Source organism: Phascolarctobacterium sp., from assembly GCF_030531065.1.
Lineage (GTDB): Bacteria > Bacillota > Negativicutes > Acidaminococcales > Acidaminococcaceae > Phascolarctobacterium_A.
Genome location: NZ_JAUNOQ010000007.1, coordinates 1 through 19,054, shown reverse-complemented (window position 1 = coordinate 19,054; position 19,054 = coordinate 1). Strand labels below are relative to the sequence as shown.

The following is a 19,054-nucleotide window of genomic DNA, read 5'->3' as shown; positions in this document are numbered from 1 at the left end:
AATGAGCATATTTGAATATACACCAGAGGAACTGCTGGGTACTGTTGAAAGTGTAGACACATCTACGGTTATTGTTAAAGTGGAGAATGATGATAAATTACGAGGTCTACAAGTGAATCATTTAATCTCCATCCAAAGTTCAAAAATAGGACAACACTTGATTGGCTTGGTGTCGAAAATTATTCGCAAGTCAGCATATAGTGATTCAACTGCAGATTTAACCCCAGAGCTTGGGTTTAATATTATCAAAGTCATTCTTATAGGAACACACTTTGATAGAGAGGCTGGAAAAGAAAATGTATTTCGTCGTTCCTTGGCGACTATACCAACGATAAATGCAGAATGCCACCTTATCCACGGAGATAGGTTAAAACGATTTATGCAAGCAATATCATCTATTCCCGAAGGAGAAGATGCAGTTAGTTTACAAATTGGAAACTATTCAATTGATGAAGATGCCACAGCTTGGCTAAACGGAAATAAATTATTTCAGCGCCATGCTGTAATTGTCGGTAGTACAGGTTCCGGAAAATCATGGTGTGTTGCCAAAATTCTTGAACAGGTTGCAGCTCTCAAATCAGCAGATGCAATACTGTTCGATATTCACGGGGAGTATTCTTCTCTACAAGGTGATAATTTTACACACCTTAAGGTGGCAGGACCAAATGATGCTATAGAGGAAGGAATGCTTTTCCTTCCGTATTGGCTTCTGACGTATGAAGAAATGCTCTCGCTCATGCTTGACCGAAGTGACAATAACGCTCCAAATCAGGCAATGATGTTTAGTAGCGCAGTTATTGATGGAAAGAAAGAATTTCTGAGGAATGCAAATAAAGCTGAAATGGAAGCAAACATCACGTTGGATAGTCCTGTTCCATATAGCCTTGACGATTTGCTTGCTTTCCTAAAGTCTAAAGATACAGAAATGGTTTCTGGTGCCAGAAGCGAAAAACAGGGGCCCTACTTCGGCAAATTGACTCGCTTTATTCAACGTCTGGAAACCAAACAAAAAGATAAGCGGTTGAATTTCATGTTTGCATCAGAAAAACGTTTGCTCAACTATGATTATATGAGTGAACTGTGTAGTAAATTGATGTTACCATCTATCGCTGGCAAAAAAGGAGTAAAGATTATTGATTTTTCGGAAGTACCGTCTGATATTCTTACGTTAATAGTGTCTCTTATCGCTCGTGTTATCTTTTCTGTGCAGCAATGGACAAACTCTGCTCATCGGCATCCAATTGCGCTTTTTTGCGATGAAGCACATTTGTATATTCCTGCCAATACTGAAAAAAGCATTGACGATGCCAGTTTGGTAACATTTGAACGAATCTCAAAGGAAGGTAGAAAATACGGGATTGGATTAGTTGTAATATCTCAGCGTCCTTCAGAAGTAAATCGCACTGTACTAAGTCAAAGTAATAATTTTATTGCAATGCGACTTACTAACGTTGATGACCAAGCAGTTGTAAAACGGCTATTGCCGGACAGTTTAGGCGATTATGCAGAAATGCTTCCAATATTAGATATAGGAGAGGCACTTGTTGTTGGAGATGCCAGTTTGTTGCCAAGTAGAATCCGAGTTACGCCACCTGATATGAAGCCACGAAGTGCAACTATTGATTTTTGGGATGAATGGTCTAAGGAATCTCCTTCTGTAGATATTGACAGTGCCGTAGAAGCATTGAGAAAACAGTCAAAATAACAAACCATCCTTAAATAAATAACATCAGAAAATCGAAGGCTTATTTTGATTGTTACCATAAATATGTTATAATGATGTTGGTTCCGGTGTATAATTACCCGTAACAATTTATATCAAATCATCTTCAAAGTTGATCATCATTGATAAAGTTTTGATAAGCTTCCATCATATAGCTAAGATAATATGGCTAAGTAAGCCAATTGGAAGAAACAAAATTGTTTAAGATATAAGTTCCTACAATGTCGAAGCTTTGGTGGTCGCCGTTGATGAAAATACAGCCGGCCGTTGGCAGTCATCGACCACGTTTTGGAAGAGTTCCGCGACGCGGTAAGGCAGACGGCGGACGTTATCGAGGATTTGTAAAAATAAGCGAGAAAAATTTTTGAAGGGGGTGAAGAAGTGTCGTTATTAAAAAATATCAACGATAATTTCTTCAACCCCTTTTGTTGTAAAAATAAAGAAATATATTGGGAATGCATTAAGCTGTTCGTCGAAGCGTCGAAAACCTTACCCGTGTTATACGAGCAGGACGCTAAGGACAGGATTTGCCTGTATTTAGAAAATTGCCAGTACGTTTTGGAAACGGAAAACATCGGCGACGAAATCAGCGGGCAATACTCGGCGCAGGATAACGCCGCCGCTATCATCCGCTATTTCCGGCGCTGCGGCTGGCTGTCCGAAAGAGAAATAGGACGCAGCGGCGACAATATAGCCGCCGTCAATATTTACTGCCGCCAGCTCATCGGCGCGATGGAAAAAATTTTTCAGCGCGACGCCAACGGCGCCATTACGAACCGCATTTTTTCTATTTACGAGGTGCTGCGTTCGGCGCTGGAAAAAGACAGCGCGCGCGCCGTCCGTCCTTATACCAACGTCTTGGAGCCGCTTTCGGAATACGCCGCCGATTTGAAAAACGAATTGCTGGCGCTCAAGGACAGCATCCGCACGATTATGCGCCTGGTGATGAAATTGAGCGACGCCAACAGCTTCGGGCAATTTTTGCTGAAGGACGAACTTTTAAAACGCTTTTTTAACGATTACTTTTTTATCAAGCGCAGCGGGTCGATTCCCGTTTATTTGCAGAATATCAACAGGCTGCTCAACAAATTGCGGCGCTCCGAGCTGGCGGCCAAAATGGAAACGGAATACAGAAGTTTGTATAACGCCGACGCCGGAGCCGCCAGAGAGCATATCAACGGTATGTTCGACCAGCTCGACGTGTTCCTGAATCTGGAATACGAAAACGAGATGAGCTATATCGACAAAAGAATCAATACGTACTACAATCTTTATTCCGTGCGCATGATGATGGTTTTGGGCGCCAGCAATAATTTGGAGCAGCAACTCAACCGCTTATTGCTGGCGCTGAAAGACTTGCCGCAGGCAGAGCGCGAAGAAGCTTTGCAAAAGCTGGCCGCCTGCAGCCGCCTCTTGAGCTATGGCTTCGTCGGCAGGAAGTCCATCAACAGGCGCAAGCGCGTCAAGCCCAACGCTAAAACCGCGGGCTTAGAAGCGGCGACGCTCAGCGAAGAAGAAAAGCGGCGGCTGACGGACGAATTGTTGAAGGAATATCCAGACAGATATAGTATGCGGAACGCCGCCGCGTATTTGGAAAATTTATTGGGCGACAAAGACGCAGTGCCTGTGGAGGACTGCCCTGCCGATACGCGCGGCGAAGTAATGATGCTGGCCGCGGCGATAATTTATTCCGGGGCTAGCGCCTTTCCCTTCCGGGTGCAATTCCGGGACGGGACGCTGCAGACGAAAATTGCGGCGATAAATAAATTCGATATTCAAAGGGTCGACAGATGAACGAAATAAATTTGCAATTAACGATTAGAGAAGAATACGCGCTGCTTTTTAAACGCTGCGTGCGTAAATTATTGGAAGGAACTTTTTTGCTGCGCGATAAGGACGCCAAGTTATACGCGTTCGCGTCGCGGGAAGCCAACAGGCAGGATTTGGCGGTTTATTTGCGCGCCATGGGTTTCGATCTGCACGTCGACGATAAAATCGGTCTGGCCATGCTTATAGCTAATGAAGAGGACGAAAACGAAGTCGGGCTCAAGCAGGCCAACGTAGTGCGCTTTTCTACTTTGCAATATCATCTGCTGTTGGTGTTGTGGAAAATTTATTTGGAAAACGTGGGCTACAGCGAAAGAATCACGGCCGCCAAGGGCGATATCATCGATAAAATAAAATTCTTCGGCGTGCCGGTGATTAGCACGGAACTGCGCGTAGCCTTTAAATTATTCAAAAAGTATAATCTTATCGATTACGACGAGGACGACGACAGCGAAGAACAGGAAATAACCTTGTACCCGTCCCTGCAATTCAGCTGGGACCTGGCGCAGTTTAAAACGACGGCGCAAGAATATATGAAGGAAGCTGACGGCGCGGAAACGGCGGAAGAGGAGGAGCGCGTATGATACTGCTCAAGAAAGTGCGGTTAATAAATTGGTACGGCTTTACGAATATTACCGCTCCCATAGGCTTTTTTACGCTCATCGCGGGTAAGAACGGCAACGGCAAATCCGTGCTGTTGGACGCCATCAAATACGCCGCTTACGGCGACACGGTCTTTAATAAATCTTCCGATATCAAGGGCGAGCGTAGCCGCACGATTTCTTCCTATACGCGCGGCTTGCTGGACGCTACCAACACTACCTATATGCGCCCGGCGGATAAAGCGCCCAATGTTTATACGCATATCGCTTTGGAATATTACGACGAGGTGGCGAAGAAAAATTTTATTCTGGGCACGATTATCGAAACCCCGCCCAGCAATAACTGCCAGGTTTTCAGGTACGCGCTGGATAACGCGGCTTTAGATAAGGTCGAGCATACTTATACGCAGGACGGTTTGCTGCTGCCGTACAGCGCGACGCAGTTCCGCCAGCGTTATAAAGTAGAGCTGCTGAACAGGGAGCAGGGCTTGCAAAAATTTTTGCGCATGACGGGCTTGAAGCTGGATTCGCATAATTTGCAGATTTATTTGCGCAAATTGCGCGGGCTGATGACTTATAAACCGGAAGCGAAAATCGACGAATTTATCCGCAATAGCGTTTTGGCGGAGCGCGCGGTGGATTTTGCCAAGCTTATCGAAGCCAAAGAAAATATCGCAAAATTGCAAAGCGGTTTTGAAGTTATCAGCCGGGAAATGGACGATTTGCAGGCGATTTTGCAGGCGTTCGACGCGCTGGATAACGAAGAAAAGCTGTTAAAGCGCGACGATATCAAAATCGTTTATAAAGGGCTGAAGGATTTAGCAAACGCTATCGCGCAGCGCGAGCAGGAAGCGGAGCTGACGCGGCGGGAAGCGGAGACCGTCGGGCAGGCGCTGCGCGAAGCGGAGGACAAAAGTAATTTTATCGCCGGTAAGCTGCGCGAAACGGAAGCCGGTCTGAGCCGCATGGATTGCGCGCAGCTTTTAGAAAAAGCGCGGGAGCGGCTGCAAATTTTGCAAAAGCAAAAGCGCGAGCTGGAAGAAAAGTCGGCGAAGCTGGAGCGTTTTCAGCGGCAGGTAGACGGCTTGCTGCAGGTTTTGCAAAGCCACGGGGCGAACGTCGAAGAAAAGGACGTTTTGGCAAATTTGCTCAGCGCGGATTATGCGGAAGCCGTTAAGCAAAAGGCCGCGGCCTCCTTGCGTAATTTCGTTTTTGAATTTTACGACGGGCAGGTAGGGGAGCTGCGCAAAATGCGCGACGACCTGGCGAGCTTAGAAAAAAATCTGGCCGCGCAATATAAAATTATCGAGGATTGCAGGAAACACCGCAACGCTTACCAAAACATCCCCGATTACGTGGGCCTGCGCGAGGAAATCAACAGAGAATTAGCGAAACGCAATTTACAGGCGCAGGCTAAATTTGCCTGTGAGTACGTCGTCGCCCTCAAGGACGAAGCGTGGCGCGACAGCGTCGAGGCTTTTTTAGGGGCGCGCCGTTACGCGATTTTGGTGGAGCCGCAGTATTACGATATCGCGGACGAGGTTTTGAACGGCTCTAAATTCAAATACGCGCATATCTTTAACACCAAGCTTTTAATGCGCAAGCAAATCAAAGTGGAAAACGATTCCGTGGTGCGCCAGTTGGAAATTAAAAACCGGGTCGCGCAGCGCTATTTCGATTTCCAGTTGGGCAGGATGCACGGCGTCAAGCTAGACGAGGCGCGTAATTTTGAAAACGCCATTTCCGTCGAAGGGCGCGTGTCCGTAGCGATGGATAGTTATTTTTTGCGCTTCGACCGTATCGGCTATTATTATTTGGGGCACAGGATCTTTGAATTAAACAGGAAGCGCGCGGAAAAAGAAGCCGCGCGTTTGCAGCAGGAAAAGAAAACGCTGCTGGCGCGCGTACAGGACACGGAAAATTTGCGCAAGCGCTTGCAGGAGTACCAGGAAGCTTTCGGCGAATACGATTACGGCGTCCGGCAAAAATTGCAGGCGCTGCGCGAGCAGATACGTGAAAGCGAAAAACAGTACCGCGATTTGGCAGAGGCGCAGAAGCAGAACAGCGAATTTATGGAACTGACCATCCTGCTCGGCGAACTGGAGGAGCAGAAAAAGGTTTGCGACGAGGAGCAACAGCGACTGCATTATCGGAAAACGTCTTTGAAAATCGAGCTGGAGCAGGGCGAAGCGTTTCTTAAAAAAGCCGCGACCGAGCTGCGGGAACAGCGCGAAGCGTTCGCCCAATGCGAAGTTGAAGATTACGCTTTGACGCGGCAGGCCAAAGAAGAGTACGACGCTTATCTGGGCGGGGCGAAGCGCGGCAACATTTTGCAGCCGCAAAGCCGCGAACGTTTGCAGCAGCGCATTAACCAGAGCCGGGAAATTTTATACAGCTTGAAGGGCGCTTACGATAATAGAAACCAAGCTTTGGACTTTGCCGACAGAGCCGACTATGCGGCGCGCTTCGAGCATATCAGGATGGACGATTTTGAGGAAGTCCGGCAAAACTTGCGGGAGCAGACGGCTAAGTACGAAAGCGTTTTTAAAAAAGAATTCGTGCTGCGCGTTTACGAATTGTGCGAAGCCGCTAAGGACGATTTGCGCCGCATCAATCTGGAGTTGAGCAAATTGAACTTCGCCGCCAAGTACCAGTTTGAAGTGCGCGGCAAAGCGGACGGCAGCGATTACGCTAAAATTTTGGAGTACGCAAAATATTTAGAAGAGCGGACGGAGCTGGGCGCGGGCGAAGGCGAACTTACGCTGGGAGGCTTCGCCGCAACGGACGACGAACGCGGCGAGGCTTTGGCAAAAGAATTGCGCCGGATTATCGACGGCATCATGTCCGGCAAGAGCGAAGATTTGATAAGCCGCTTTGCCGATTACCGCAATTATATGGAATATGAAATTCTCGTCAGCAACGCCGTGCTCAGCAAGGCGAAGCTGTCCAGGCAAACGGGCTACAATTCCGGCGCGGAGGTGCAGATACCGTACCTGTTGATTTTAATCGCCGCGCTTTTGATGTACTACAACCAAAAGGCCAATTCCACGCGCCTGGCGTTTATCGACGAGCCGTTTGCGAAAATGGACCCGCATAACGTGCAGATTATGCTGGATTTTATGAAGCGGCAGAAATTGCAGATGATTTTCTGTTCGCCTGATAAAACGGAAGCCATAGGCAACGAATGCGAAGTTATCCTGCCGGCCCTGCGCGTCGGCGCGGGCGATATGCAGCTGGGCGTCATCCAGTTCCACGAGGAGAAAGCTTATGCCGCAATATGAAGAGCAACTGCTAAAATCGCTGGTGGAAAAGTACCGCAGGAGCAAAAAGGACGACGGCTCCAATCTTATCCAAAGGCGCACGCAGCTCGCGCCCAACCGTTTGTATAAAAAATATAACGATAACGACGCCGATTTGGCCAAGGTGGCGGCGGTGAACGCAGTCGTCGAGTCGCTGGCGCAAAAAGGCTGGCTGACGTGCGAAAAAATTCCGTTCAGCAGCGAGATTCGCAAAATTTATTTAGTCGACGCCAGCGTCGGCGCGATAGAAAAATATCTCGCGGAAAAATACGGCTACGAGCCGCGCGATGAAGCTTTGGAAAATTTGCGGCGCTTAATAGACGCTTACGACGGCAAAACGCGGGCGCTTACCGCCGAATGCGCCAAGCTGAAAGAAGCGTTGGCCAGGCGCGCAGTTCCCAAGGATTTGTCCAGGCTGGAGGATATTTTCAGGGCGCTGCTTTTTGTGGAGCGCAACGAGCGCCAATTATATTTGCGCGAAGCATCCATGCTGATTTACGGTGGCAGCAAATATTTTGAAGAAAATACGCTGGAGGCGGTCGCGTCGATTTTGCGGCGGAGCTATGCCGCGCCTTGCGCCGAAGAAGAATTAAACGACGAAATTTTGCAGCGCTTTGCAATTTATAAGGAGCAGCCGCGTCTGTGCCTGAAGGGAGCAATCGTTTTGACGATTGCGGGGCGCGAAGTGGACGTCGGCTTGTTTGAGGGCGGCATAGAGTTCGCGGCGGCGGAGCTGGCGCGTATCGAAAAAATTTCTGTGCGCGCGGGCGCCTTCATGACGGTGGAAAATAAAACTTCCTACCAGCGTTTGCAAGCCGCGGACACGGCGTATTTTTATCTGGGCGGCTTTATGTCGCGCGGGCAGCGGGATTTTTTGAAGAAAGTTTACCGCGATAACCCGCGCGCGCGTTACTACCATTTCGGCGATATCGACGCCGGGGGCCTGTTTATTTACGAGCATCTGCGCCGTTCGACGGGCGCGCCCTTCGCCATGTACAAAATGTCGGCGCGGGAGCTGGCCGACGCGCGCCACCAAAGCTGCCTGCTGCCCTTGACGCAGCGCGACCGGGAACGGCTGGCGTCCTTGCGCGGGAACCCGGAACTGCGCGAGCTGGTCGATTATATGCTGGAGCATAACGTCAAGCTGGAGCAGGAGATTGTTAGTTTGGGAGAACAAAGATAAAATTAAAGCGTGCCGCAGATAAAAAAATATTTGAAAGCTTTTGAGATATACAAGGAGGATAACAGGCTGACGGTGGAATTAACAAAAGAAATAATAGAAGACTTGTTAAATGAGCTATTTCCCGGCTTATCTATTTATGTGCGCGATATAAATTTAACTACGGAAGAAATGGCTCCCTATAAAGCAGGGCAGATTATCAGAGTGCCGTTCTTTACTGATGCTTCATGGAGAGTGGGCGGCATGGTTACCACGCATCGCTACGCTATTTTAAGTAATCATTTTCGCGATCTTGGCAGCATTGACGATGAAAACTGGGGATGGGTCATAGCAGGGCGGGGAGCTCGCTTTAAAGTGATGGATATTTATGAATTTGCCGGTAAGACGCAGATTACTTTACTGCATTTGCCGGATGATGTGCGTTGGGAGATTTTTAAGGTTTTGCAGACTAACTATGACCAGAAGCTTGTGGATATGAGCCGGGATTGTATGAGACGAAAATGTTTATTAGACCCAATCCCGGAATTAGCTACAGAAGAATGGCTGGAAAGATGCTCGCTGCCGTTAGGCACATTTTCCGATAACAGTCTGGTTCCCATTGAGGATAACGAAGCAGAACTGAATTAAGATAAGCGTTACAAATAACAAAACGCCGCTGACACAACGTCGGCGGCGTTTTTGCTTGCGGTTTATTCAGCCGGGCTAGATTGGTTGTGCAAGTACAGACCATGCTTGATTTAAAGATTAACGTGCAGCGCCTTGAAATTTGTTTTGCGCTTCGCTGGCAACGCTTCGCGCGACAGCGCTTCAAGGCAAAAGTGCTCGATGCACTTTTGCTTGACCGGGGGGGACGGGGTGCTATACTAAAATTGAATATGTGTCATTTTTTTCAGTAGCAGCCGTCAGAAAAATTTGGCGCGTACAGGCGTCAATGTAAAAATATTTCCCGGCACTCTTATTGCGCCAGGCGGCTAAAGAAGCGCAGCGGGATTTTATTGTATGGGAAGAAACAGTAATTTATAAAGCAATATTACAGGGGGATTGTTTAAATGCTTATCGCAGAAGTCAAAGACGTTATCGCCGGTTTACAAACAGTTAGTCAGGAGCTGGGCAAGCAGCAGTTAGCTAAATATGCCGCAGGACTGGATGAAATTATTAAACATACGGAAGAACCTTTGATGCTGATGGTCATGGGTTCTTTTTCTACGGGAAAATCGTCGTTTATTAACGCTTTGGTAGGCGAAGAAATTGCTGCGGTGGAAGCTAAACCTACGACAGCCGTAGTAACCAAGCTGTGCTATGGTGCACAGGATAAATTGACAGTATATTTTCGCAACGGCGATAGCAAGGTTTATAGTCCGGCAGAGTTTTCCAGGTTGACGGCAGTAAACGACGACGCGCAGCAAAACGTGATCCACGCATCTATAGATTATGTGGAACGGCAAATGCCCATTGAAATTTTACGGCAAGTCAGCATTATCGATAGCCCGGGTTTGAACGACGTCAACGAACAGCATTCGGCGGCTACGGAAGCTTTTGTAAACAAGGCCGACACGGTTTTGTGGATGTTTTCCAGTATGCAGGCGGCTAGCAGGAAAGAAGTTGCCGCGATGGATCGCTTGACGCCGCGTTTAAAACCTATCGCCGTGGTTAATAAAATGGATCTTATCGACGAGGAAGAAGACGACCCGCAGGAATTTTTGGCTAAAATCGAAAAAACTTTGCAGGGCAAAGTGCAGGCGGTTATAGGTATTTCGGCTAAGTACGCTTGGGAGGGGCAAAAAGAAAATAATGCGCTGAAAAAGCAAATAGGAAATTTATCGGCGCTGAACGAGGCGATTATGACGTTGGTGGTGCCGCATCGCGACGTCTTCAAATTAAATACGCTCTTGGACGAATTGGGATATTATTTTAACGATTTCAATAAATATTTTGCCGCCTGGAAAGAAGAAAACGCGCGGAAGAAGGACGTTGATTACGCCGCTTATATTGCTAGCGAGCAGCAAATTCTACAAATAGAAGAAATTTTGGGGACTGCTATCGCTACCATTCAAGATTATTGCGAGCGCGAAGCGGGGCGGCGTAACGAGCAGGCGTTATTCCTGTTGGGCGTGCTTTACGACGGCGGCATCGGCGTATTGCAAAATACGGATAAAGCCTTGGATTTTTACCAAAAGGCAGCTCTGAAAAAGCATGAAGGCGCGCTTATCAATATGTACCGTTTTTATAAAGACGGCGGCAATGCGGACAAAGCCGAATATTGGCTCAAGGTTTTGGCGGAGCAAGGCAACCCGCGTGCGCAAAACGAATACGGAAGCGTCTTGGAAACAAGAGAAAAGACGGAGGAAGCCTGCTCGTGGTATGCTAAAGCGGCGGAACAGGGATTGGCGGCGGCGCAATATAATTTAGGGCGTTGCTATTACGACGCAGTGGGAACGGAGCGGGATATGGCCGCGGCGCTGCAATGGTTTGGCAAGAGCGCCGAGCAAAGATTTGCGGCGGCGCAGTACGCTATGGGACGATATTACGCTTCTAATGCGGAAGAAAAATTTGCCTGGTATCAAAAAGCGGCAGAGCAGGGCTATGCGGAAGCGCAAAATTGGGTAGGTAGATACTTAGAAAAAGGCTGGGGAGGCGTAATCGTTAATAAATCTGAAGCGGTAGAATGGTATAGGAAGGCGGCGGAGCAAGGATTAGCGATAGCGCAAATGAATTTAGCTGATTGCTTGTTTAATGGAATGGGAGTTGCCGTCAATAAAGGAGAAGCCTACAAATGGTATAGAAAAGCGGCGGAACAAGGTGATGCCAATGCCCAATATATGGTAGGTAGCTATTTGGAAGAAGGAGGGGGCGGCATAACTGTCGATGAAGAAGAAGCGGTAGAATGGTATAGAAAGGCGGCGGAACAGGGGCAGCTTTATGCGCAATGTAATTTGGCTGATTGCTTGTTTGATGGAATGGGAGTTGCCGTCAATAAAGGAGAAGCCTACAAATGGTATAGAAAAGCGGCGGAACAAGGTGATGCCAATGCCCAATATATGGTAGGTAGCTATTTGGAAGAAGGAGGGGGCGGCATAACTGTCGATGAAGAAGAAGCGGTAGAATGGTATAGAAAGGCGGCGGAACAGGGGCAGCTTTATGCGCAATATAATTTGGCAAGGTGTTTAAACTACGGAATTGGCGTTGAGGCAAATGGAAGCGAGGCTGTAAAATGGTATAAAAAATCTGCGGAACAAGGCTATGATGATGCTCAGTACATGCTTGCCAAGTATTATGAAGAAGGAGCAGGCGGAATTGCTGTAAATAAAGCAGAAGCATATAGATGGTATAAAAAAGCAGCTGAGCAAGGACATATTGCAGCGCAGGAAAAGGTAGCGGAATATTTGGAGCAGGGAACGGGTAATGTTCCTGTTAATAAAGAAGCTGCCGCGCAATGGCGCGGTAAAGCGCAGACTGCAAGAGCCTCGCAAAGCTCCGGTTGCTTGCTGCCAATTTTAGGAGCATTGGTTGTGTTGGCGTTATTAGCAATATTTTAATTTTTAAACTTACGGAGGTAGATAACAATGTGTATTCAATTAAGAAGAATTGATAGGTTTGAAGAAGCTATAGTGAATTTTATACACAATCATCCCGATGCGTATAATGGAGACGAAAATTTAACAGTAGGAGTTGATGTTCCGGATGATTCATATTTATATAATATTTGCGACGGAGAAAATAAAGTAGGTTTCTTTTTTATATCAATAAAGGACGATATAAAAGGATATGGTCATGAAATAGAAATAGGAATTTTTGATGAGTATCAACGTGGTAATTTTGCGAATGAATCGCAAAGCGCACCAAGATATGGGACAACATGCTTAAGAAATTTCCAAACATTGGTACCTGATTGGGAAGAGTTAACAAAGGATGATGATTGTATATATGCATGCGTAAGAGCTAATAATAGGCTAAGGGAACATATTGAGAGAATGTTATGTGAATGTAGATTTATTAGTATGAATGAAGAAATAGAGAAAATTGAAAAATTTAACATTGGAAACAACTGTCGAGAAGAAAGAAATAATAATGAAGAGAGTATTAATAACAGCTTCTTTTATAAAAATATAAGACATAACTAAATTGATTTATGGACTTCACACACTACAACCAACAAAAATCATTACTACAACAGCATATCGCAGAAACGCTTTCACTTTTGCAGGATTTAAAGCTGACCGCCGCGCAGCGCCGCCTGCAGGAAGACGCCGCGCGTTTGGCGGACGAGCGTTTTAATTTGGTAGTCATCGGCGAATTTTCCCGCGGTAAATCTACCTTCGTCAACGCCATGCTGGGCAAGGCTATCTTGCCTGCCAGCAAGGAGGCTACCACCAACGTCATCAGCAAAATCGTTTACGGCGATACGCCGCAATTTAAGCTTTTTTATAAGGACGGCAAGGAGCAGCAGATTACCAAGGACGAATTTGACCTTATCAAAGCGCAGACGGAAAACAAGCCCGACAAATTTGCCATGCTGCATAATATAGCCGCCAAGGTTTGGCAGGAAAAGCACAGCATCGATTTCGGCAATATTGCCTACGCGCAGATAGCCTATCCTTTGGACTTTTGCGCTAATCAGGTGGACGTGGTGGATACGCCCGGCACTAACGATTTGAACGTGGGGCGTATCGAGATTACCTACAGATATTTGCGACAGGCCGAAGCGGCTATTCTGGTTTTATCGGCGGCGCAGCTGCTGACGGAAACGGAAAAGGAATTTCTGGTAGAGCAGGTGGTCGGCAATAATATTAAGGATATCTTTATCGTCATTAACTATAAGGATGAAGTCGTCGGTCAAGAGGAACGGCTTATAAAATACGCGCTGGACAATTTGGTCGACGTGCAGGACTTTTCCCAACGCATTTTTATGGTCAGCAGCAAGCAGGCGCTGCTGTACCGCCGTAGGGAGAACGGTGAAACTTTAAAGCCTACGGCTTTATTAAATTGCCCCAATACGCTGGAAGAAACAGGGTTCCCGGAATTTGAGCGGGCGTTGGGCAAATTTTTGAGCGAAGAAAAGGGCGCGGCTAAATTGCGTAAATACGCGGCGCGTTGCCAATTGGCTTTGAAAGAAGCGGAACGCGATATCGGCGTCAAGCAGGAAGGGTTAAATCATTCTTTAGACGATTTAAAGCAAAAACTATTTGAAGAGCGTCCTAAATTTACTAAAACCAAACGCGAGGCAGAACGCATTGTGCAATATTTGCAAACTCAGCTTTTGAGCGGGCAGATGGAAGTAGAACAACTGGCAGACGCGGCGGTAAATAAAATTAAACAGGCGGCGATGGGAGCCGTCGACGGTTACCGGGGAGATATCAATGCGTTGGACAGCCAGGAAATCAAACAATTAGTGGAAGCTGCCGTTACGCCTGTGCAGAAGCAGTTTCTGACAGATATCAACGAACTTCAGCAAAAACTGCTGCAAGAAAATGTCAGCGAAGCGGCGGACACGTTGCGCAAGCTGTGGCAGGATATGGAATTTGATGCGGACGCTTTGCCCATTACCAACGCTTGGGCGTCTTTGGGAGAAATTCAGACGGACGGCGGCGGACACAAAAATAATACGAATAATAGCTTGGGTATAGCCATTGGTTCGTATTTAGTAGCGGGCGCTTTGTTCGGCGGGCCTGTGGGGATTGTGGCGGCTGCGGCGGGTTGGTTTTTGAGCGGCGGGGGTAATCCTTTTGCCGATGATAAGGTAAAAATCAAGGAGCAGGTGCGCCGTCAGTACGCAGCTAATTTGCAGGGCTTCAGCGAGAAAATAGGCGAACAATACAAGCGTAATGCGCAGCAGGTGTGCCGCGATTTGCAAAGCGAGGTGGAAGAGCGCTTATCCTTGATGAACGAGCAGCTGCAAGCGCTGATCGAACAAAAAGAATCGAAAGCGCAGAGCGTGGAAGAAATACGCGCGGGCTTGCAACGGCAACAGGAGCAGATCAACGCGCTATATGTTAAATTGGAGGCGGTGGTTAGATGATGAATATGGCGGAAGTTAAGAAAAGGTTTAGCCAAAATGTGGACGAGCTGCTGACGCTGCCTTTTGTACAGAAAGACGAAGCTTGCATGAAAGCTTTGCTCGACCTGCAGCGTGATTTGGCCAACGATTTTTTTACCGTGGTGGTGCTGGGCGAGTTCAAGCGCGGCAAGTCCACGTTTATTAACGCTTTGCTGGGCGAGGATTTGCTGCCCACCGACGTGCTGCCGGAAACGGCTACTATTAACGCCATCATGTACAACGAAAAGCCGGAGCTGCAGATTGTGATGCAGGACGGCACGGTACAGCAGGGGAGGGCAGAAAGAAGCTTTTTGGAGCGCTATTCGGCAAGAAATCTGGACAGCGACGTCAATCAGATAAAATATATTAAAATCGGTTATCCCTTTAAACTGCTGGAAAACCGCACGGTAATAGTCGATACTCCCGGCGTATCCGATTTAAACGAGCAGCGCTGCGAAGTAACTTATCGCTTTATTCCCAAGGCCAATACGGTATTGTTTTTGCTGGACGCTAATTCGCCGCTGAAAAAGACGGAAAAGGATTTTATCGATACAAAGCTTTTATCCCAGGGCATAGATAATATTATTTTCGTTGTCAATAAATACGACAGCGTGGACGAGGAGGAGGACGCGGATTTTTTGGAAAATTTGCAGCTGCATATGATGCGCGCTTTTTCTGAAAATGAGCATCAGCTGAAAACGCTGCAATTATATCCGCTGTCCGCTAAGATGGCGCTGCAGGGAATTTTGCAGAATAACGCCGCTTTAATCGAGGCTTCGGGTATTAACGAGGTTAAGGAAGCCTTGCGGCGTTGCGTGCAGGAAGGCCGCGTGGAGGAGCTGAAGTTGCAGCGTTATAAGGGGCGTATGCAGGAACTGCTTTTAAGTTTGAACGGCGGTCTGGAAAACCAGCGGGCGTTGAAGGCAGCGGACGTCGATAAGCTGCGCGAAGCAAAGCAGAATTTGCAGGAGATGCTGCGCGAGCAGCAGGAAAACAAAGACCATATCCGCAGCTATGCGGAAGTGGAAAAGAAAAATATTTACGCTATGGCGGATAAGTCATTACAGTATTTTTATAAAAAGTTCGAGGATAAAATTATCGACGACGTACAGTTTTACAAGGGACTGGATTTTAAGGATTATATAGAGCAGCGCATATCAAAAACTATTCAGCGAGAGCTGGAAAATTGGGTGGCTTGCTACGCGCCCAATGTGGACGTCTTGCTACGCGCTTTGGAAAAGGAAATCGCCCGCGGTATTTCCTATCGCTTTAATCAAAAGTTATTGCTTAACGCCAACTTCGGCGGGACGATGCAGGGCAATACGCGCGGGTTTAATATTACGGCGAGGGATGTTTCCAATTCTTCGGTGAAGGCTGGCGCTATCGCGGCCGGAGGCGCGGGGCTGATGATGCTTATCGGCGGGCCGGTGCTTATGCCTTTTATCAGTATGGCGGCTTTTCCGTTTTTACAGCGTAAATTTTTAGAAAACCAGCTGGCGTCGGCCAAGGAACAGGTTATCCCCGCTATTCAGGAGCAAATGGCAGAGTATATTTTGAATTTGCGAGAACACATTCATAAATATATTGATGAAAAGTGCGCGGTAATCATAAAAAATTCCGAGTACGCTTATGATGATATTTTGGCGTCGCTAGAGGAGCGCATCGACGCAGAAATCAGCGACAAGGAAACGGCGAGCAGCGACCTTGCGGCGGAGGTGCAGCGTTTAACGGTGCAGATAGGCGAGGTGCAAAAATATTTGCAGAAACTGCAGGAGGTGTGATGATGAGCATATTTTCTCAATTCGATAATAATATAATGGACAGCCCTTATAGTTACGACTATCAGGAACAATATGATTATGCGGACGATACGCCGGGGCATAGCGACCATCTGTTGACCGCGGATTATGGAAACGATGCCTATGGATATGAAGACTATCATCCTATGTTAGAACAGGATGGCGGGCTTGCGGATCATTGTAATATTAACTGCCTCTTATGTCAGAACGACCCGCTGGCTCATGCTCATTGTTATCATTGCCATCCGTTTTTGCTTGGAGACGACGGCAGGCCTTTAGTGCATGTGGACGGTTATTATCGCAGCGACGGTACATATGTGCAGGAGCATTATCGTACTGCGCCGGACGGCGACCTGACTAATAATTTTTCTTTTAGATAGTTTTTGGCGCAGGAGGTGTGATGATGAGCGTATTTACACAATTTGACGCCCAGTATGGCGACGGTTATTATAGCAGCGTTCCCCAGCATGACGGCAGCGCGGACGTAATGCATAACGGCTCTTTGCTGCATCACCATGAGCCGATGTTGCAAAATTTTGAAGACGGTAGGCAGGTGCTGCGCATTACCGACCCGGTAACAGGCGAGGAGCAGGTGCGCGTAAACGGACAGATTGTAGAAACGTCGCACGATAACATTTTCGGCGGGCAGGATATTTATCGCGGGCACGCTAAGGCGCTGACCACGCTGCCCAATGTTTTTGGCGGCGAAGATTATTTGTCGTTTAACGGTAACGCCAGCACGGTGTTAGGTTATCAGGATCCGTTAGCGCACGCCGGGGAATATCATGCTAATCCTTTCGATATAACGAAATAAAAAATCCGCTGTTAAGTAATAAGATAATTACAATATGCATTCATTTAAAAAAACTACCGTCGTAATTTTGCGGCGGTAGTTTTTGTGCGATTGGCGAATTAAAGCCGCTTGAACGCAAGCAAAATCTTTGCTATAATTATTTTATAGCGAACGCTTTTACAAATTCAAACAGGCAGTAAGCGGCGGCCTTCCCAAAGCGCGCCGCGATTACGATGAGGAATTTCTTTGAGAAATCCCAAGCGAAATTTAGCAGTACCAATCCGATGGCGAATTTAAACTCAATCGGCGGTACTGCTTTTTGTTTTTCAAGGCGGTGATTATCTTGCTGTAGTATAGCTCGCTAAATAATTTATCCGCGCGGCCCAGCCGCAAATATGTTATAATAAAGGAGAAGAACATGACGAACAGCAGCTTTGACACTCTGCCCATCAGTAACGATTTTATGTTTAAAAAGGTCATGGAGAATGAGCGCTTGTGTAAAAAACTTGTCGGCGCAATTATGCAAAAGAAAATCGCCGATATTATTTACACCGAAACGGAAAAAACCATCGAACTTTACTATGACAGCCGGGGCGTGCGCCTGGATGTTATTATTGCGGATGAGAAGCGCACGCGCTACAATCTGGAAATGCAGGTGAAAAATACTTTGGGCGACACGACGGGCGAGCCGGTACTGCCAAAACGCACGCGCTACTACCAATCCATCATGGACATGGATATGCTGCAAAAAGGGCAGGACTTCGACGAATTGAACCCGTTGGTTTTAGTTTTTATCTGCGCCTTTGACTTTTTCAACGAAGGGCGCTATGTCTATACTTTTAAAAGCAGGTGTTTGGAAAATTTAGCGTTGGAATTAAAAAACGACGTAACCGTGATGCTTTTAAATTCGCAGGGTACGCATGGAGACGTAACGCCGCAGGTCAAAAACTTTTTGCGTTACGTAAACGAGAATGTGCCTACGGATGAATTTACCCAGGAAGTGCAAGCGGAAGTAATACGATTGCGTCAGGATAAGAAAGCGAGGCGAGAATATATGGTTTTATCTACAAGATTAAAGGACGAACGCATGGAAGGGCGCAAGGAAGGGCGGATTGATATGGCTTTGAAAATGCTTAAATGCCAAGAGCCTGCGTCTAAAATTATTGCCTATTCCGATTTAAGTAAGGAAGAAGTTTATGCCTTGGCGCAGGCCAACGGCTTGGAAGTCGTAGAATAAATTTTATCGCGAAACTAAATCGTTTTTTCTAAAACCGCAAACGTCCGGCGTACTACCGCAGTACGCGCGGGCGTTGCTTTTATCACAAACATTCTTTTGGGGAACGATTCGTTCCAGGAAGCGCGCCGAAAATTTATAACGAACATTTTCCTCAGCGCGTTTGGCGAGGGGAAGGGAGAAAATTTGATTTTTAGATTAGGAAGAATATGCGCTTGCCTGTAAGCGAAATTGCTGTTATACTAAAATCAGTAATTCTTTGACAACTAAAAAAGCAGTAAGCGGCGGCCTTCCCAAAGCGCGCCGCGATTACGATGAGGAATTTCTTTGAGAAACTCTAAGCGAAATTTAGCAGTACCAATCCGATTGCGAATTTAAACGCAGTCGGCGGTACTGCTTTTTTATTTTCAAGGCGGTGATTATCTTGCTGTAATATAATTCGCTAAATAATTTATCCGCGCGGCCCAGCCGCAAATATGTTATAATTAAGGAGAAGAACATGACGAATAGCAGCTTTGACACTCTGCCCATCAGTAACGATTTTATGTTTAAAAAGGTCATGG

At 47.0% G+C, this 19,054-nt stretch carries 13 protein-coding genes; all 13 read left to right on the top strand.

Annotated elements, in window-relative coordinates; translation table 11 throughout:
• Position 1: 1 nt before the first annotated feature.
• The 13 genes from Q4E64_RS06000 to Q4E64_RS05940 all read left to right on the top strand — a co-directional run bounded on the left by Q4E64_RS06000 (position 2) and on the right by Q4E64_RS05940 (position 18,494).
• A complete protein-coding gene (locus tag Q4E64_RS06000) occupies positions 2-1,705 on the top strand; it encodes an ATP-binding protein (protein WP_303166844.1) in 1,704 nt (567 codons plus the stop codon).
• Positions 1,706-2,104: 399 nt separating this feature from the next.
• Positions 2,105-3,517, top strand: a complete 1,413-nt coding sequence (locus Q4E64_RS05995) for a Wadjet anti-phage system protein JetA family protein (RefSeq protein WP_303166843.1) — start codon at positions 2,105-2,107, stop codon at positions 3,515-3,517.
• Positions 3,514-4,134 (top strand): DUF4194 domain-containing protein, encoded by a 621-nt coding sequence (locus Q4E64_RS05990; RefSeq protein ID WP_303166842.1) that lies wholly within the window; start codon positions 3,514-3,516, stop codon positions 4,132-4,134. Before Q4E64_RS05995 ends, Q4E64_RS05990 begins: the two co-directional genes overlap by 4 nt.
• Positions 4,131-7,433: an SbcC/MukB-like Walker B domain-containing protein gene (locus Q4E64_RS05985; protein WP_303166841.1), complete on the top strand. Its 3,303-nt coding sequence runs from the start codon at positions 4,131-4,133 to the stop codon at positions 7,431-7,433. The genes Q4E64_RS05990 and Q4E64_RS05985 overlap by 4 nt, the downstream gene beginning before the upstream one ends.
• On the top strand, positions 7,420-8,634 hold the full coding sequence (locus Q4E64_RS05980; RefSeq protein WP_303166840.1) for a Wadjet anti-phage system protein JetD domain-containing protein: 1,215 nt from the start codon (positions 7,420-7,422) through the stop codon (positions 8,632-8,634). Before Q4E64_RS05985 ends, Q4E64_RS05980 begins: the two co-directional genes overlap by 14 nt.
• 102 nt (positions 8,635-8,736) lie before the next feature.
• Positions 8,737-9,258 carry a hypothetical protein gene (locus Q4E64_RS05975; protein ID WP_303166839.1) on the top strand — a complete coding sequence of 174 codons (522 nt, stop codon included), beginning with the start codon at positions 8,737-8,739 and terminating at the stop codon, positions 9,256-9,258.
• A 422-nt stretch (positions 9,259-9,680) separates the two neighbouring features.
• Entirely contained in the window at positions 9,681-12,167 is a 2,487-nt protein-coding gene (locus Q4E64_RS05970; protein WP_303166838.1) for a dynamin family protein, read from the top strand.
• A 27-nt stretch (positions 12,168-12,194) separates the two neighbouring features.
• Positions 12,195-12,752 carry a hypothetical protein gene (locus Q4E64_RS05965; protein ID WP_303166837.1) on the top strand — a complete coding sequence of 186 codons (558 nt, stop codon included), beginning with the start codon at positions 12,195-12,197 and terminating at the stop codon, positions 12,750-12,752.
• Positions 12,753-12,829: 77 nt separating this feature from the next.
• Complete coding sequence (locus tag Q4E64_RS05960; RefSeq protein ID WP_303166836.1) at positions 12,830-14,647, top strand: dynamin family protein; 1,818 nt, start codon at positions 12,830-12,832, stop codon at positions 14,645-14,647.
• Positions 14,644-16,446 (top strand): dynamin family protein, encoded by a 1,803-nt coding sequence (locus Q4E64_RS05955; RefSeq protein ID WP_303166835.1) that lies wholly within the window; start codon positions 14,644-14,646, stop codon positions 16,444-16,446. The genes Q4E64_RS05960 and Q4E64_RS05955 overlap by 4 nt, the downstream gene beginning before the upstream one ends.
• The gene (locus tag Q4E64_RS05950; protein WP_303166834.1) at positions 16,446-16,844 is read left to right on the top strand and encodes a hypothetical protein; all 399 of its coding nucleotides are present in this window, start codon (positions 16,446-16,448) and stop codon (positions 16,842-16,844) included. Before Q4E64_RS05955 ends, Q4E64_RS05950 begins: the two co-directional genes overlap by 1 nt.
• 20 nt (positions 16,845-16,864) lie before the next feature.
• Positions 16,865-17,278, top strand: coding sequence for a hypothetical protein (locus Q4E64_RS05945; RefSeq protein ID WP_303166833.1), 414 nt, complete (start codon positions 16,865-16,867; stop codon positions 17,276-17,278).
• A gap of 397 nt (positions 17,279-17,675) precedes the next feature.
• A complete protein-coding gene (locus Q4E64_RS05940; protein WP_303166832.1) occupies positions 17,676-18,494 on the top strand; it encodes an Rpn family recombination-promoting nuclease/putative transposase in 819 nt (272 codons plus the stop codon).
• The last annotated feature ends 560 nt before the right edge of the window (positions 18,495-19,054 follow it).

Excerpts from the sequence above, each read along its gene's own strand:
- Q4E64_RS05950 (WP_303166834.1), top strand. The coding sequence starts at position 16,446 with ATGATGAGCATATTTTCTCAATTCGATAATAATATAATGGACAGCCCT.
- Q4E64_RS05945 (WP_303166833.1), top strand. The coding sequence starts at position 16,865 with ATGATGAGCGTATTTACACAATTTGACGCCCAGTATGGCGACGGTTAT.
- Q4E64_RS05980 (WP_303166840.1), top strand. The coding sequence starts at position 7,420 with ATGCCGCAATATGAAGAGCAACTGCTAAAATCGCTGGTGGAAAAGTAC.
- Q4E64_RS06000 (WP_303166844.1), top strand. The coding sequence starts at position 2 with ATGAGCATATTTGAATATACACCAGAGGAACTGCTGGGTACTGTTGAA.
- Q4E64_RS05990 (WP_303166842.1), top strand. The coding sequence starts at position 3,514 with ATGAACGAAATAAATTTGCAATTAACGATTAGAGAAGAATACGCGCTG.
- Q4E64_RS05970 (WP_303166838.1), top strand. The coding sequence starts at position 9,681 with ATGCTTATCGCAGAAGTCAAAGACGTTATCGCCGGTTTACAAACAGTT.
- Q4E64_RS05955 (WP_303166835.1), top strand. The coding sequence starts at position 14,644 with ATGATGAATATGGCGGAAGTTAAGAAAAGGTTTAGCCAAAATGTGGAC.
- Q4E64_RS05985 (WP_303166841.1), top strand. The coding sequence starts at position 4,131 with ATGATACTGCTCAAGAAAGTGCGGTTAATAAATTGGTACGGCTTTACG.
- Q4E64_RS05940 (WP_303166832.1), top strand. The coding sequence starts at position 17,676 with ATGACGAACAGCAGCTTTGACACTCTGCCCATCAGTAACGATTTTATG.
- Q4E64_RS05965 (WP_303166837.1), top strand. The coding sequence starts at position 12,195 with ATGTGTATTCAATTAAGAAGAATTGATAGGTTTGAAGAAGCTATAGTG.